Source organism: Mesonia ostreae, from assembly GCF_031845265.1.
In the GTDB taxonomy this organism is placed as follows: domain Bacteria; phylum Bacteroidota; class Bacteroidia; order Flavobacteriales; family Flavobacteriaceae; genus Mesonia; species Mesonia ostreae.
This window is the reverse complement of the sequence record NZ_JAVRBG010000007.1, coordinates 36,780-51,767: the sequence shown is the minus strand read 5'-3', so window position 1 is coordinate 51,767 and position 14,988 is coordinate 36,780. Positions and strand designations below refer to the sequence as shown.

The 14,988-nt window shown below is 35.5% G+C and carries 16 protein-coding genes; 14 read left to right on the top strand and 2 right to left on the bottom strand.

The annotated features are described in order from the left end of the window. The first annotated feature begins 3 nt into the window (after window positions 1–3). From RLT85_RS08325 to RLT85_RS08310, 4 genes are all read left to right on the top strand, one after another. The gene (locus tag RLT85_RS08325; protein WP_311401571.1) at window positions 4–1,041 is read left to right on the top strand and encodes a glycosyltransferase family 9 protein; all 1,038 of its coding nucleotides are present in this window, start codon (window positions 4–6) and stop codon (window positions 1,039–1,041) included. Continuing rightward, window positions 1,042–1,938 (top strand): CPBP family intramembrane glutamic endopeptidase, encoded by an 897-nt coding sequence (locus RLT85_RS08320; protein WP_311401570.1) that lies wholly within the window; start codon window positions 1,042–1,044, stop codon window positions 1,936–1,938. A 235-nt stretch (window positions 1,939–2,173) separates the two neighbouring features. Further along, window positions 2,174–2,395, top strand: a complete 222-nt coding sequence (locus RLT85_RS08315) for a hypothetical protein (protein ID WP_311401569.1) — start codon at window positions 2,174–2,176, stop codon at window positions 2,393–2,395. A gap of 45 nt (window positions 2,396–2,440) precedes the next feature. Further along, on the top strand, window positions 2,441–2,647 hold the full coding sequence (locus tag RLT85_RS08310; protein ID WP_311401568.1) for a hypothetical protein: 207 nt from the start codon (window positions 2,441–2,443) through the stop codon (window positions 2,645–2,647). Between the two features lie 107 nt (window positions 2,648–2,754). Here the strand turns inward: RLT85_RS08310 and RLT85_RS08305 are convergent, their stop codons facing one another. Then, window positions 2,755–3,807 (bottom strand): 2Fe-2S iron-sulfur cluster-binding protein, encoded by a 1,053-nt coding sequence (locus tag RLT85_RS08305; protein WP_311401567.1) that lies wholly within the window; start codon window positions 3,805–3,807, stop codon window positions 2,755–2,757. A 74-nt stretch (window positions 3,808–3,881) separates the two neighbouring features. After that, window positions 3,882–5,579, bottom strand: coding sequence for a T9SS type A sorting domain-containing protein (locus RLT85_RS08300; RefSeq protein ID WP_311401566.1), 1,698 nt, complete (start codon window positions 5,577–5,579; stop codon window positions 3,882–3,884). A 300-nt stretch (window positions 5,580–5,879) separates the two neighbouring features. Between RLT85_RS08300 and RLT85_RS08295 the strand changes: the two genes are divergently transcribed. The 10 genes from RLT85_RS08295 to atpB all read left to right on the top strand — a co-directional run bounded on the left by RLT85_RS08295 (window position 5,880) and on the right by atpB (window position 14,971). Beyond that, a complete protein-coding gene (locus RLT85_RS08295; RefSeq protein WP_311401565.1) occupies window positions 5,880–6,218 on the top strand; it encodes a PadR family transcriptional regulator in 339 nt (112 codons plus the stop codon). Continuing rightward, the gene (locus RLT85_RS08290; protein WP_311401564.1) at window positions 6,215–6,820 is read left to right on the top strand and encodes a hypothetical protein; all 606 of its coding nucleotides are present in this window, start codon (window positions 6,215–6,217) and stop codon (window positions 6,818–6,820) included. The genes RLT85_RS08295 and RLT85_RS08290 overlap by 4 nt, the downstream gene beginning before the upstream one ends. Next, window positions 6,817–7,521, top strand: a complete 705-nt coding sequence (locus RLT85_RS08285) for a hypothetical protein (RefSeq protein WP_311401563.1) — start codon at window positions 6,817–6,819, stop codon at window positions 7,519–7,521. The genes RLT85_RS08290 and RLT85_RS08285 overlap by 4 nt, the downstream gene beginning before the upstream one ends. Window positions 7,522–7,639: 118 nt before the next feature. Next, window positions 7,640–9,112 carry a DUF5687 family protein gene (locus RLT85_RS08280; RefSeq protein WP_311401562.1) on the top strand — a complete coding sequence of 491 codons (1,473 nt, stop codon included), beginning with the start codon at window positions 7,640–7,642 and terminating at the stop codon, window positions 9,110–9,112. A 22-nt stretch (window positions 9,113–9,134) separates the two neighbouring features. Next, window positions 9,135–9,830 carry an ABC transporter ATP-binding protein gene (locus RLT85_RS08275; RefSeq protein ID WP_311401561.1) on the top strand — a complete coding sequence of 232 codons (696 nt, stop codon included), beginning with the start codon at window positions 9,135–9,137 and terminating at the stop codon, window positions 9,828–9,830. 290 nt (window positions 9,831–10,120) lie between these two features. After that, the gene (gene porW / locus RLT85_RS08270) at window positions 10,121–12,751 is read left to right on the top strand and encodes a type IX secretion system periplasmic lipoprotein PorW/SprE (protein ID WP_311401560.1); all 2,631 of its coding nucleotides are present in this window, start codon (window positions 10,121–10,123) and stop codon (window positions 12,749–12,751) included. Window positions 12,752–12,763: 12 nt separating this feature from the next. Then, a complete protein-coding gene (locus RLT85_RS08265; protein ID WP_311401559.1) occupies window positions 12,764–13,183 on the top strand; it encodes a bactofilin family protein in 420 nt (139 codons plus the stop codon). After that, on the top strand, window positions 13,143–13,382 hold the full coding sequence (locus RLT85_RS08260; protein WP_311401558.1) for an AtpZ/AtpI family protein: 240 nt from the start codon (window positions 13,143–13,145) through the stop codon (window positions 13,380–13,382). Before RLT85_RS08265 ends, RLT85_RS08260 begins: the two co-directional genes overlap by 41 nt. Next, window positions 13,369–13,767, top strand: coding sequence for a hypothetical protein (locus tag RLT85_RS08255; protein ID WP_311401557.1), 399 nt, complete (start codon window positions 13,369–13,371; stop codon window positions 13,765–13,767). Before RLT85_RS08260 ends, RLT85_RS08255 begins: the two co-directional genes overlap by 14 nt. A 121-nt stretch (window positions 13,768–13,888) precedes the next feature. After that, window positions 13,889–14,971 (top strand): F0F1 ATP synthase subunit A, encoded by a 1,083-nt coding sequence (gene atpB, locus RLT85_RS08250; protein WP_311401556.1) that lies wholly within the window; start codon window positions 13,889–13,891, stop codon window positions 14,969–14,971. Window positions 14,972–14,988 lie beyond the last annotated feature (17 nt).

Below are 14,988 nucleotides of genomic sequence, written 5' to 3'. Positions count from 1 at the left end.
CAAGTGAAAACAACAGTTCAACACATCGCCATTATAAGACTCTCAGCCTTGGGCGATGTGGCGATGTTGGTTCCCATATTAAGAAGATTTTTAAAGCAGCATCCACACGTAAAAGTGACGGTGGTGACCAAACCTTTTTTTGGTAAGCTTTTTAAAGATTTACCAGAAGTCAATGTGCTTGCTGCAGAAGTGAAAACAAAGCACAAAGGTATTTTAGGTCTGTGGAAATTAGCGAAAGAGATAAAAAGCTTGGAAGTAGACGCGGTAGCCGATGTTCATAACGTCTTGCGTTCTAAGATTCTTCGGTTTTTCTTTTTCCTTTACGGAATTAAATCTGCTGCGATAGACAAAGGTAGAGCAGAGAAAAAACAACTTACAGCTTTAAAACTCAAAAGCATTCGCCCGTTAAAAACGACTCACGAGCGTTATGAAAAGGTGTTGACACAATTAGGTTTTCCTGTGGATCTATCGCAAGAGGTTAAGTTTAAAAAACCAAATTTACCTAAGCAATTTCAGCAGCAGCTACAACCAAATACCAAAAAATGGATAGGGATAGCCCCGTTTGCCGCTCACGAATCAAAAATGTATCCGTTAGTATTCATGGAAAAAGTAATGGCTGCATTAAATAAAGAAAACAACCTGCATATCTTTTTATTTGGCGGCGGAGATAAAGAGAAGCAGTTATTAGAAGCTCTAGCCGAAAAATATGAACATGTAAGCAGTCTAGTAGGGATTTTTGCTTTCGCGGAAGAGTTGCATATCATCGCCAATTTAGATTTGATGGTTTCTATGGATAGCGGCAACGGACATCTGGCTGCGATGTATCAAGTGCCTGTGATAAGCATTTGGGGAAATACGCATCCGTATGCAGGCTTTGCTCCTTTTCAGCAGACTTCAAACCAACAAATACTTCCAGATTTGGCGCGATTTCCGTTTGTACCCACTTCTATCTATGGCAACAAAAAAGTAAGCGGTTATGAAGATGTAATGAGAACAATTCCGCCAAGGGAAATTATAGATAAAATAAAATCGTTCATTTAAATGCCTAAAAAGACCCTTAAAAACTGGTTGCTACAGCTAGGTATTGCCAGTTTTGCTTTGCTTATTGCTTTACAAATTCTGTTTGCAAGCTTAGGAATAGACTATCCGCCTATTTCTAGAGATATGTTGGGGGAAGGCTTGTCTTTTGGCTTTTTTGTAATTTTGGGAGTGATTATCGCTCCGCTTTTTGAAGAAGTTGCTTTTCGCGGATTTTTTACCGCCCAACGCTGGCTAAGAATCACTTCTTTTATCGTGTTGCTCGTCTTTGTTGGTTTGTCATTTAGTTACTTTAGTCTGGCGTTGCTTTTGCTTTATATTCTTAGTGTTTACCTGAATGATAGAAGCGGTAAGAAGCGAATCAACCTCTTATTGGTTATGAATGCAGTGTTATTTGCAGGCATTCATTATACCGCCAATGATTTTATCACTTCGCTTGGCGTGGTGTCTATTTTGGCTCAATTTGGCATGGGACTTATTTTGTTGTGGATTACCATCAATTTTGGACTTATTAAAGCTATGTTGTTTCATGCTTTTTACAACGGATTATTAATAATCATACTTTTTATGGCTTTAGAATATCCTTCTCCAGAAAAGCATACGGTAGAAAGTGAGCATCTAACCCTAGAATACAAAGAGGTTCCTTATACTAAAAGCAACAAGAGTAGTTTTACAAGAAAAGATACAAAAGATACTTTATATGTCTCTAATATGCGTTTGAACAAAGCAAGTCGTTTACTCTTAAAAACTTCTGCCTTACCAGAAGAAGAAGAGCCTTGGGTAGAAAGTGTTCCCTTTATGAAATACGATTTAAAAGTCTACACCAACAACAAAGAAGAGGTGCATACCTACAGAAAAGAATTGTATCAACTATTAAAAAAAGAAGAACTAATCTACTAAATTATGGATTTTAATACCCCAATTTTCACCTATCTCATTGTAGGCATATGTATTTTATATATTTCGGTGAGCTTATTTCGTTTTAAAGAACTCGACAAAAATAAGCGAGTAAAATTATATATCCTTATCGGAATTTTTGTGTTGTATGTAATCGCCAAAGTTTGGCGGATGTCTTATGAATAGTTTTCTAATATTCTTAAAATATGTATCTTTCGATTTTTAAAAAGAAAATTTTATGAATTTAGTGAATCCTATTTTTTTGATAGCCGCTTTAATTGTTGCTTTGGTTTTTATTGTAGGAAGCTTGTTTTTAATCCTTAAAAACGAAAAAGACAATCTAACTAAAGTGCTTTGGATTTTAATAGTCTTGGTTTTTCTTATGGTAGGTTCTGCGGTATATTATGTTAATTATTTATTGAACAAACAAAAGCAAAGCCCCGTATTGAGTCATTCCTAAAGAATTTGAATGCGATATTAGATAGTTAAAATGGTATTTTAGTTTATGAAAAAGAGAATTGATTTTCTCAACCCAAGTAAACGAAGATGTCTTTTTAACGGAATTATTTTAATTCTTTTTGGAGGTTACTTTTATCTTTTTTCTGAAAATTCTTCTTCCGCATTCTTATTTCTGTTTATTGCAGGTTGGCTTTGGTTAGGAGTTTATGCTTATAAATCTTATTTCTTGAAGTCAAAAAAACCTCTCGTTTAAAGAGAGGCTTAATCATTTTCCATATGGACGAGATGCTGAAACTGGTTCAGCATGACAGGTCGAGATAATAATGAGGCAATTCTTAACGTCTCACCTCTCAATACTAATTACACATCATCATAATCTATCTTAATCGTTGAGGTAGTAGGATGCGCTTGGCAGGTAAGGGTAAGGCCTTCTTCAACTTCAGCATCGGTTAAGATTTGGTTTTTCATCATTTCGGCTTTTCCTTCGGTGATGCGGGCGATACAGCTACTGCAAATGCCGCCTTGGCAAGAATAAGGAGCGTCCAGGTCTTTATCCAACACCGCATCTAAAATGGAGTCTTTTTGATCCATTTCAAAAACGGTTTCCTCATCGTCTACCATCACGGTAATCGTAGTTTTTCCTTCAAGCTTGGCTTCTACTTCCCCCGTTTCGGTGGAGGTAAACAACTCAAAGTGAATTTTTTCTTTTTCTATCTCGTTTTCCTTTAATACTTCAGACACTAAATCGATCATAGGTTCTGGTCCGCAAAGGTAAAAAGCTTCAAAATGGTGTCCTTTAAACTTATTTTTAAGCACAAAATTCACGGTGCTGCGTTCAATTCTGCCAAAGAAAGAATCTTTATCTTTTGCTTGACTGTATACAAACTCTATAAATACACGGTCTGGAAACTCTTGCTGAATTTCTAACAACTCTTTAAAGTAGATGGTTTCTTGCGGAGTCTTATTTCCGTAAACCAAGACAAACCTGCTGTGTTGTTCTTTCTTTAAAACACTTTTTAAGATAGAAAGTATAGGAGTTATTCCGCTACCTGCTGCAAAAGCTGCATAATCATGAGATTTCCCGTCGTTGGAAGGTTGATACATAAACTTTCCCTCTGGCGGAAAAACATCTAACACATCTCCTTCTTTTAAGGTGTTATTTGCATAAGAGGAGAATAAACCGCCCTCCACTTGTTTTACACTTACCTTTAACTCGCTGCTTCCAGGAGTAGAAGAGATAGAATATGAGCGTCTTACTTCTTCCCCCTCAAATTTTTTCTTGATGGTAATATATTGCCCAGCATCAAAGTGAAACACTTCATTTAAGTTGGAAGGAATATCAAATACAATGCTAATGGCTTTAGGGGTTTCCCTGATGATTTCTTTTACCGTTAACGGATGAAAATTTTTCATTTTTCAAAATTTTCAACAAAAATACAAAGTATATCGCTTTTAAAACAGGAAGAGTGTGAAATAATAAAAAGCTTTTAATTGACGATTAATTTCAGGTTTTGAGCTTGGTCTTCTTCCGCATTAATGTTTAAGAAATAAATCCCTGTAGAAAGTTTACGTTGTAGAACCACGGGACTATTGGCTTTAACATGGGCAATGTCACGTACTTTTCTTCCGTGCACGTCATATATAGAGACTTGTAAAAGCTGATTGGCTTTCCCAGAAATAGTAAATGCCCCTTTGGTAGGGTTGGGCCAGACAGAAAAAGCCGTATTTGTCTTTTCTGTAATTCCTAAAGTATTAGGTATAAATTTAACTATAAACCCAGAAACATCACTTTCCAACTCTTGATCGTACCAAGCATTTGAGGTAGCAATCCCCTCGGTACTAGAGGTTTCTCCAAAGAGGTAAAATTCATCGTTGCCTGCATAGAGTAAACCTCTTGTTTTATCATCGCCCAAACCACCAAAATACGTTCCCCAAAGGCGTTCTCCCTGTGAGTTAAATTTCACTACGTAACTATCAAAACTATCAACAGCGGCAAGTTCGTCTTGAAAGGTGTTTGGCGTTGCAATTTGATTGGTGCTTTTAGTAAGGCTGGCAAAATAAATATTGTCGTCTTCATCAAAGTTAATTACATTTCTATTAAGACCAGAAATAAGAGTTCCCGAACCATTTCCATACGAATCAGTAAGTTGACCGCCATAGTAGGTGGACCAGATTCGATTTCCATCTTCGTCGAATTTGGCTAGAAAAGCATCATTGGTAGAATTAATAGGATTGCTAGAGCCAAGTGTTTCCTGGTAGGCTCCCTGAGAGGCGATATCTTCTTGGCTTTGGGTAGAACCAAACCAAACATAATTATTTTGGGAGTCAACGGCCACGTCTATCGATTGCTCAAAATCAACACCACCGTACATAAGACCCCAGAGCCTGTTTCCTTGAGGATCAAATTTTGCCAAAAATACATCTGCGGGCAAATTTTGACCATCTGTATAGGTGCCTGAGGTGGTAAAATAATTTTCTGGCATATTTCCTAAATAATTACCTCCAACTATAATATTTCCGTCTTGGTCTATAGCAATATTATCTAAGCCAGTCACATTTTGAGATCCCGATGTACCATAATAGGTACCCCAAACGCGATTGCCATTAGCATCAAATTTTGTGATAAATCCTTTTTGGGAAGCTTGTCCTAAACTTTCATCAAAGGCCCCTACGGTAGCTACATTTTCGTCGCTTTGGGTAAAGCCTACGATATAGAAGTTACCAAGATTGTCTGTAGTATAATTAACAATTTGTTCTGTTGCATCTCCAACCGTAGTACGGTAATAGGTGGCCCATTCTTTCGTACCATTTTCATTTAATTTCATAATGAACCTATTACTAGGGTTACCGCCGCTAGTGTTAGGTAAAAAATCTTCCATAAATGCGCCTGAAGTAGAGATATTGGAAGTGCTGGTAGTGCTACCAACTACATAAACAAACCCCCTTACTAGGGCGCCGGCTATTCCTTCTCTACCTTCGCCACCTATAAAAGTGTTCCAAAGAAGCTCTCCTTCTGGAGAGCGTTTTTCGATATAGCAATCATTTTCTCCTCCACTATAGTTTTGCTGTATTGCGTTAGGAAATATATTGATATTGGAGGCTTCAGAGGCAGTTACACCTCCAAAATTATAGAGATTTCCGCTAGGATCAAGTGTAAAATTTTTACGTGAAGCATAACTTCCCATCTCTTTTTCTAAAAGCGAGGTTTGTGCAAAAATAGATGAACTGATTATTAGTAGGAGTAGTGATAAAAATTGGAGTTTCAGGGAGTAGAAATACATTATAAAAAAGTTATTAAAGGAATGTGAGTAATTGTTTTCTTGATAGATGGTTTTAGTCAGTTACTTAAAGGTAAGAAGAAATTTACGAAAAAGCACTCAATCTTTTTTTTTGCATTTAGTTGATGATTTTTTTAAAAAGTAATACCTAAGCTTTTCATACCTAAGATAGTTATGTATATTTGAAATCTAGTTGAAACGAAAAACATGTCTAATTCAAAGTTATATAAAGGAAGTCTTTCTACCATCATTTTACAATTGCTTTCTAAAGAAGACAAAATGTATGGGTACGAGATGACGCAGCGCGTAAAAGAATTGACCAAAGGAGAATTAAATATTACCGAAGGTGCTCTATATCCTGCGTTGCATAAATTAGAAGCCGATAATTTATTAGAAGTGGAAATGAAAAAAGTGGATAACCGTCTGCGTAAATACTACAAACTTACCCAAAAGGGAGCTACAGAGAGCGTTTCTAAACTAGAAGAATTAGAGCGTTTTATGCAAACCATGAACGGACTCATCAACCCCAAACCGAGTTTAGGATGAAAAAAGTAACTCAGGAGCAAATACAATTTATAGACAATTACCTCAAAAATTCTGGTGTAGAATATATAGATGTGCGTTTAGAAATGTTAGACCACGTAGCGAGTGCGGTAGAAATTAAAATGGAGGAAGACCAACAGAATTTTTATGACACGTTTAAAGCTTATATGTGGGTACATAAGAAAGAATTAATAGCATCTGGGATGCAATACCGTTGGAGTATAGATAAGAAATTACTGAAATTGGTTTTCAAGAATTTATTCAACCTTTATGTGCTTGGCAGTTTTGCTATGTTAATAGCCTTTATCTATTACAGCAGTATCAAAGATATTTCTTGGCTGTATGCGATTGTGATGGCTTCACCCTTAGTTTATCTAATTATAGCTGCGATACAATATAGAAAATTTAAATATTCGTTTTTACAGCGGTTTGGACTTTATGGGAGTATAACAAGTTCTTTATCCTATCAATTTATTATTCACAGTATAGAGGGTAATCCGGTTAATTTTTATGTGGTTTTGATCGTTTTATGGCTGCATTTAAGTGTGGTATTTTCTGCTAATCAAAGTATCAAAAACTATCAAAAACAGGTTTTAATAGGATGAAAAAAGTAAGTCCGCAACAAATTAATCGTCTCTATCAATTTACCGATCAGCATTTTGTAGATTATTACGATGTGCAACTAGAATTGGTAGATCATCTCGCCAATGCCATAGAAGAGCAATGGCAAGAAAACCCAGAAAAAGATTTTGAAACCGCTTTACAAGAGGAATTTAAAAAATTCGGAGTTTTTGGCTTTTTAGAAGTAGTTGAATCTAGGCAAGTAGCAATGCAAAAACGCTATCATCAACTCATGTGGAAAGAAGCGAAAGAATTTTTAAAACTGCCTAAAGTGCTTATTCTTACCGCCGCATTTTTAGTAAGTTTCACTTTGATTACTCAGATTCCGAACGGAGTCCAATTACTCATAGGATTATTAGTATTGGTGGGTATTGTTTTTGGGCTAAAATGGTATAAGAACATAAAAAAAGCCAAGATTTTGGTAAAAAACACCAATCGCAAACCTTACTTGCTCGAAACATTATTGAACAATATGGGCCAAGCGGGAATTTATATGAACCTCCCCATTCAGATACTTATATTTATTCCAAATCTGACGATAAATCACTTTTGGACAGGCTTAATCTATGGACTATTCCTCACTATATTTTGTTTAGTATTTTACATCACTTTGGTTTTGCTTCCGCGGAAGCGAGACGAAATACTTCAAGAAGCTTACCCCGAATTAAAAATGGAACAGGTGTAACATTCTTTTTAAAAAGCACACTAATAAAAAAAGCTTGCATGCAACTTTATATCATGTATTTTTGATAATCGATTGAAGCTCAAGACATCTTCAATTTCAGACTATAACATCCAACTATATGTTTAAACGTTTTTTATCTTTAGAATGGAAGCAGTTTTCGCGTTCTTCCTATTTTGAAAAGGGGTTGGCCATAAAAATCTTATTGATTTTAGCAGCGCTTTATTTTATAGCTTGTTTTACCGTACTAGGAGTGATGGCTTTCTTTATGATTGAAGATGGTTTTCCTAACCAAGACCCTTTGGTGGTGGTAAGCAATTTCTTGATTTTCTGGTTTATGGCCGATCTGGCTTTTCGGTTTTTTATGCAACAACTGCCGATCATGAATATTAAACCCTATATGATTATTCCTATTAAGCGAGAAACGGTCATTCATTATTTGTTGGGGAAAACCACTTTCTCTTTCTTCAATATTTTACCGATGTTCTTTTTTCTTCCGTTTAGCGTGGTCTTGTTGGTGCAGGGTTATGAGCCCTTGCTTGTGATTTGCTGGTTCTTTTCAATGCTGTTTTTTACCATCTCTCTCAACTACCTTAACTTTTTACTGAATAAAAACAACAAGTTTTTTTATGTGATTCTAAGTATTTTAGCGGGCTTAGTTTTGCTAGAATATTTTGAAGTGTATCCTATTTCTGAATCTGCCGGAATCTTTTTTTATACGATTTACCAAAAGTGGTATGCGGTAAGTATTCCGATGTTATTGATGATTTTGTTGTACCGAAGAAACTATAAATTTATTCGAGAAAGTTTTTATTTAGACGATGCCATCCGTAAAGAAAGCCAAGAAGTAAGTTCTTCCAATTTAGGCTTTTTAAATAGGTTTGGAGATATTGCTCCGTTCTTAAAAAACGATGTAAAACTCATTATGCGTAATGCCAGACCTAAGCAAGTAATGCTCATGTCTTTTCTCTTTTTGTTTTACGGTCTCATTTTTTACACTGTAGACACCTACAAAGACTCCCCAGCATTTTTAGCGTTTGCGTCTATCTTTGTAACTGGTGGTTTCTTGCTCTCTTTTGGGCAATTGGTGCCTTCTTGGGATAGCGAATACTATAAATTGTTGATGAGTCAGAATATTCCTTATCGAAAGTATTTGGAGTCCAAATGGTATTTGATGGTAGTAGCTGTAGTGGTTTCGTTTATTTTAAGCACGCCTTATTTGTATTTTGGTTATAAGATTTACAGTATGATTGCCGCTGGAGCTTTATTTAATATTGGCCTCAATTCGTTTATTACCTTGTATGGCGGCGTTCTTAATCGCGTGCCTGTAGAGCTTAATGTAAAAGCCAAAGCCTTTAGCAATACCCAAGGTTTTAATCCTACGCAATTATTAATCGCCTTGCCTAAAATGGCGGGACCGATGCTCATTTTTTATATTCCGTATAAATTGATCAATTTTGAAGCTGGGATTTTGGCGCTCGCTTTAAGCGGAATTTTAGGCTTGGTATTCAAAAAATTCTTCTTTAATCAGATTGAAAAAGTCTACCAAAAAGGAAAATATAAAACCATCGCCGCATTCGACGAAAAAAAATAATGAAGACTCTTATTTTACAGTTATGATAGACGTACAAAATTTAAGCAAATCCTATAACAATACACAGGTGTTGCATATCGCCTCTTTAGAAATTCCTAAAGGACAAAGTTTTGGCTTGGTAGGAAACAACGGAGCTGGAAAAACTACCTTTTTTAGTTTGTTGTTAGATTTGATTCAGCCAACTACTGGAAACATTACAAACAACGGTGTGGTTGTGAGTGAGAATGAAGCCTGGAAACCTTTTACCTCTTCTTTTATTGATGAAAGTTTTCTCATAGGTTACCTTACTGCGGAAGAATATTTCTATTTTATTGGAGATTTACGCAAGCAAACCAAAGCCGATGTAGATGAACTCCTTAGTGGGTTTGAAGATTTCTTTCACGGAGAAATACTTCAGCAGAAAAAATATTTAAGAGATTTATCTAAAGGGAATCAGAAAAAAGCGGGAATCGTAGGTTCTTTTATTGGTAATCCAGAAGTGGTTATTTTAGATGAACCTTTTGCCAATTTAGATCCCACCACACAAATAAGACTCAAGCAAATTATTAAAGATCTAGCCGAAACTAAAGGCGTCACCGTATTGGTTTCTAGTCACGACCTTATTCACGTCACCGAAGTTTGCGAACGCATCGTTTTACTAGATAAAGGCGAAGTGGTAAGAGATATGATGACGAGTGAAGCCACGCTTCAGGAGTTAGAAACTTATTTTGCTGGCTAAAACTGATAGCTACTGAAGTCTTAAAATCTTTTAGAAAAGCTTGTTTTTCTTAAAAGAAATGTATTTTTACGTTTTCTCATACTAAATGCAGGAAGAATAAGTTATTCTTAATACCAATTAAATTTTTAAAAGCCGTAATAAAAATTTGATTTATTTTTAGTGAAGTCGAGGAATAAAAACTAAGCATAGCCATAGCGACGGTTCTTTTTTATGAAGAAGAATTGGCTAAAAAGTAACTAATTTTGTACGGCGTTAGAATGTTTAATTGGTATGACACCTATTTTAACTTAATGAAACGTAATTACCTACCTACTTATACACGATATATAATATTACTGCTGGCTGCGGTTTCATTGGTTTCATGCTCTAGAAAAAAGAACAAATGGCTGAATAGAAATTTCCACGCCATGGGTGCTTATTATAATGTTATTTATAACGGTAACTTGGCTTTAGAGCAAGGTAAAAAAGAGTTAGAGCAAACCTACATCGATAACTATTGGGAAATTTTGCCCATAGAACGCATGCAGGTGGTAGAAGAATCTCGTTTGGCAGACGACAGTAGAAATGAGAGCTTTTCTAAAGCTGAAGATAAAGCGGCAAAAGCCATACAAAAACACAATATCAATATTGGCGGTACAGAGTACAATCCGCAGATTGATGAAGCCTTTTTACTTTTAGGAAAAGCCAGGTATTACGATCAACGTTTCTTCCCAGCCTTAGAAGCTTTTAATTATATCATTACAGATTATCCCGAAAGTGACCGTTTGGTAACCGCTAAAGTTTGGCGTGAGAAGACCAATATGCGTATGGGAAATAACGAAACTGCGCTTAAAAATTTAAAAGAATTATTAGCTCAAGATTTAGAATTTGAGGAAGAAGATTTAGCTGATGCTTCGGCAACTTTAGCGCAAGCCTATATCAATTTAGAACAAAAAGACAGTGCAATTGCTCCCTTAGCAGAAGCGATTCGGGTAACTCCATCTAACGAGAAAAAAGGAAGATACTTATATATTAAAGGTCAGTTGTACGATAGATTAGAGCAAATAGACAGTGCCAATGCTGCTTTTGATGAGGTAATAGCGTTGAATAGAAAATCTCCTCGCATCTATATGATTAATGCGTATATGGAGAAAGCAAGAAATTATGACTTCGACAAAGAAGATCGTTTGGCTTTATTAGCATTGCTTCAAGAGTTAGAAGAAGACAGAGAAAATCGACCTTACTTAGATAAAATCTACTATCAAATTGCCGAATATTATCGTGATAATGATACCATCCCAGGATCGGTAAGTTTTTACAATAAATCTTTACGCACGAATACCCAAGACAAATATTTAAAGTCTAGAAACTACCTTACGTTGGGTAACATCAATTTTGATGATGCCTTATATAAAGAAGCTGGTGCTTATTATGACAGTACGCTTACTAACTTGCCCGAAAATACCAGAGAATTTAGAGCCATTAAAAAGAAGCGCGTTAATTTGGAAGACGTGATTCTTTATGAAGATATTGCGGTGAAAAATGACAGTATTCTTAATTTGATAAATATGCCTAAAGCAGAGCGATTGGCTTTCTTTACGGAATATACCAATGGTTTAAAAGAAGAAGCACTTGCCGAAGCTAAAGAGGCTGCAAAAAATAAAAATAAACCTTCGGGGAATTTATTTGGAAAGCAGCAAAGTACTGCGGGAGGAGCAAGCAGCAAGGGAGATTTTTACTTTTATGACAGCAAACAGGTGGCCAAAGGCGTGCTAAAGTTTAATAGAACTTGGGGAGATCGCGCTTTAGCCGATAACTGGCGCTACGAGAAGGGTGGCAAGAATACCAACGAGCAAGATGCCATTGATCCAGAAGAGGAAATGCTTGCCGCGATTGAAAGTGAACCACAGTTTCAGCCAGAAACCTATTTAGAAAGCATTCCTAAAGATGAAAAAGTGATTGATAGTTTGGCTAAGGAAAGAAATTTTGCCTATTATCAATTAGGAATTATTTATAAAGAGAAATTTAAAGAATACGGACTAGCCTCCAATAAACTGGAAGATTTATTAGAAAATGATCCAGAAGAGCGCTTAATTTTGCCGTCTAAATACAATTTGTTTAAAATTTATGAAGCGATGGGCGATGATACCAAAGCAAATACTTGGAAACAAAACATCTTGACCAATCACCCAGATTCACGCTACGCTACTATTTTGAAAAATCCAAGAGGTTTGTTGGATGATCAAAACAGTCCGGAGGCTGTTTACGCCACGGTTTATCGCAAGTTCGAAAACCAAGAATATGAAGAGGTGATTGAAGAATCTAATAAAAATATAGAGGTCTTCACCGGAAATGATATCGTTCCCAAATTTGAATTGCTAAAAGCGACTGCTTCTGGAAGGTATTACGGGTTTGAAGAGTACAAAAAAGGTCTTAATTATGTGGCGTTAAACTATCCGCAGAGCGAGGAAGGAAAACGAGCCGAAGAGATTGTCTCTAAGTCATTACCTGTATTAAAAGATACTGAATTTGCTTTCTCTACAAATGAAAAAGAATACAAATTGATTTATCCTTTTGAATTAAGAGCAAAAAAAGTAGACACGAGTAGGATCACTTCCGATAAGGAGAAAAATAACTTCGATAATAGAAATCAGCCTACAATGCAGGATGTGATTGCACTAAAAGAAAAAATTGATAAAGCCATAACCGAGTTTGGTTTTACAGATTTGTCTACTTCCGTAGATATTTATACGCCCAATAAAACCTTATTGATCGTTCATGGGCTTAAGAGTAAGTTGGGAGCAGAAGGTTTTGGAGAGAAACTTTTAAAAGAGAAAGATTATAAAATAAAACATCAAAATATTGGGATTTCTTCCCAAGATTATAAGACGGTGCAAGTACATAAGAACTTAGCCGCCTACATTTCCCAAGCATCCAAATAAACAAATCAAGATATGTTTTCAGAAAATAAAAGATCGAGAAAGGAAACTTCGAATCCAAGTAAAGAACAAAATAAAATTTCTCAGGGCACAACGTTTAAAGGAGATATAGAAGCGCAAGGAGGTTTTAGGATAGAGGGGACTTTAGAAGGTACCTTAATCACTACAGGAAAAGTGGTGATTGGTAAATCTGGTTCTATTAAAGGGGAGATGAAATGTGAAAACGCTGATGTAGAAGGAGAGTTTTCAGGTAAACTAAAAGTTAATAATGTACTATTGTTAAAATCTACCGCTCAAATAGACGGAGAGGTTGTTACAGGCAAATTATCTATAGAGCCAGGAGCCGATTTTAATGCTACTTGTGCTATGAAAAGTTCGGTTAAAAATCTAAATGATGATAGAAGGACCAAAGAAAAACAAGGAAAAACCGCTTAACAATTGGGCGGTGTTTACGGGTATTGCTTTTCAAATGGCAGTCGTCATTACGGGAGGTGTACTTTTAGGAATTTGGTTAGATACAAAGTTTGAAAACAAATATTCTGCTTTTACCATTTCTTGTTCCTTATTAGGAGTCTTTATAGCGCTCTATCAAGTCTATAAAACGGTTAAAGATTTAGATAATGATAACAAATAAACTTTCCATTATACAATTCTCCAAGTATTTGGTTTCCTTTTCTTTAGTTTTCTGTTTGCTTCAGTATCTTTTGGTAGAGCAGATTTTAAAAGAACAGCCTTATTATTCCACCTTTATAATTTATGGATTCTTATTTGTAGTGACACTGGGGATTTATGCAGCTCTACTATTTATACATAAAAGCTTTAAAGAAAATACAGGCTTTGCTTTTATGGGACTTAGTTTATTTAAAATGTTCTTATCTGTGCTATTTCTTCTACCCGTTATTCTTTATGAAGATGAACAGGGAAATCTACTTCTAGATATTTTTACTTTCTTTATTCCTTACTTTTTATACTTGCTTTTTGAAACTATTTTTGCGGTAAGATTACTGCAAGATAAGTAGTTGATACTCATAAAAATATGAACTTTTTACTGGGAAGCGTATTTTTTTTTAAGCAAGGCTTTTAAATAGAGATTAAAAGTATATCTTTGCAGCAAAATTTAGAGAGCACAATTCGGGTACTATGAAAGCACACCAATCTTTGAAGATGATCGTGACATTAACAATAGCTTTTGCTATGATGCCATTCTTGTCATTTGCTAAGGGAGATATCGCTGAAGCTGAAGCGGAATTTAATCCGACAGAAATGATTATGCACCATATTGGTGATTCTCATGGTTGGCATTTTTTTGGGAGCGGCGATAGTTCTTACACACTTCCTTTACCGGTTATTTTATATACAGATAATGGTTTGGTGACCTTTATGTCTAGTGAATTTCATCATGATACAGAAGGAGAGTATATAGTTGAGAAGGACGGAATGCGTTTTGTGAACTACCATGAGAAAATATATCAACTAGATGCGGGTGTTGAAAAAATCGAGTTGGATGAGGAGCAAAATGCATTAAATGCTAACAAGCCTATAGATTTTTCAATAACTAAGAACGTTGCGGCAATGTTCCTTACCGTTATAGTTATGATTGTATTCTTTTTTAGTTTGGCAAGACACCATAAGAAAAATGAAAAAGCACCTAAAGGATTGAATAATGCATTAGAGAGTTTGGTTCTTTTTGTTAGAGATGATATTGCGATCCCTCAGATTGGAAAGAAAAAATATATGAAATTTATGCCGTTTTTGTTAACGGTCTTCTTTTTTATCTGGATAACAAATTTATTGGGCTTATTGCCAGGTGCCGCGAATGTGACGGGTAATATATCTGTAACGGTAGCATTAGGTTTGTTTACCTTAATTTTAATTATTTTTAACGGTAATAAAGACTACTGGAAACATATCTTTTGGATGCCAGGTGTTCCCTTGCCAGTAAAATTACTTTTAGCACCTATAGAATTAATTGGACTTATCATTAAGCCTATTGCTTTGATGATTCGTTTATTTGCTAACATCACAGCGGGTCACATTATTATTTTAAGTTTATTAGGCCTTATATTTATTTTGGAACATGCTGGAGTAGCAGGTATCTCTGTTCCTTTTGCACTATTCATTATGGTTTTAGAATTGCTTGTAGCCTTTCTTCAAGCTTTTATATTTACAATGCTATCTGCTCTGTTTATAGGGGCAGCAGTACAAGAACATGAACATCATTAACTTTAATTTTTTTAATT

Excerpts from the sequence above, each read along its gene's own strand:
- RLT85_RS08320 (WP_311401570.1), top strand. The coding sequence starts at position 1,042 with ATGCCTAAAAAGACCCTTAAAAACTGGTTGCTACAGCTAGGTATTGCC.
- RLT85_RS08315 (WP_311401569.1), top strand. The coding sequence starts at position 2,174 with ATGAATTTAGTGAATCCTATTTTTTTGATAGCCGCTTTAATTGTTGCT.
- RLT85_RS08310 (WP_311401568.1), top strand. The coding sequence starts at position 2,441 with ATGAAAAAGAGAATTGATTTTCTCAACCCAAGTAAACGAAGATGTCTT.
- RLT85_RS08305 (WP_311401567.1), bottom strand. The coding sequence starts at position 3,807 with ATGAAAAATTTTCATCCGTTAACGGTAAAAGAAATCATCAGGGAAACC.
- RLT85_RS08300 (WP_311401566.1), bottom strand. The coding sequence starts at position 5,579 with ATGGGAAGTTATGCTTCACGTAAAAATTTTACACTTGATCCTAGCGGA.
- RLT85_RS08295 (WP_311401565.1), top strand. The coding sequence starts at position 5,880 with ATGTCTAATTCAAAGTTATATAAAGGAAGTCTTTCTACCATCATTTTA.
- RLT85_RS08290 (WP_311401564.1), top strand. The coding sequence starts at position 6,215 with ATGAAAAAAGTAACTCAGGAGCAAATACAATTTATAGACAATTACCTC.
- RLT85_RS08285 (WP_311401563.1), top strand. The coding sequence starts at position 6,817 with ATGAAAAAAGTAAGTCCGCAACAAATTAATCGTCTCTATCAATTTACC.
- RLT85_RS08280 (WP_311401562.1), top strand. The coding sequence starts at position 7,640 with ATGTTTAAACGTTTTTTATCTTTAGAATGGAAGCAGTTTTCGCGTTCT.
- RLT85_RS08275 (WP_311401561.1), top strand. The coding sequence starts at position 9,135 with ATGATAGACGTACAAAATTTAAGCAAATCCTATAACAATACACAGGTG.
- porW (WP_311401560.1), top strand. The coding sequence starts at position 10,121 with ATGAAACGTAATTACCTACCTACTTATACACGATATATAATATTACTG.
- RLT85_RS08265 (WP_311401559.1), top strand. The coding sequence starts at position 12,764 with ATGTTTTCAGAAAATAAAAGATCGAGAAAGGAAACTTCGAATCCAAGT.
- RLT85_RS08260 (WP_311401558.1), top strand. The coding sequence starts at position 13,143 with ATGATAGAAGGACCAAAGAAAAACAAGGAAAAACCGCTTAACAATTGG.
- RLT85_RS08255 (WP_311401557.1), top strand. The coding sequence starts at position 13,369 with ATGATAACAAATAAACTTTCCATTATACAATTCTCCAAGTATTTGGTT.
- atpB (WP_311401556.1), top strand. The coding sequence starts at position 13,889 with ATGAAAGCACACCAATCTTTGAAGATGATCGTGACATTAACAATAGCT.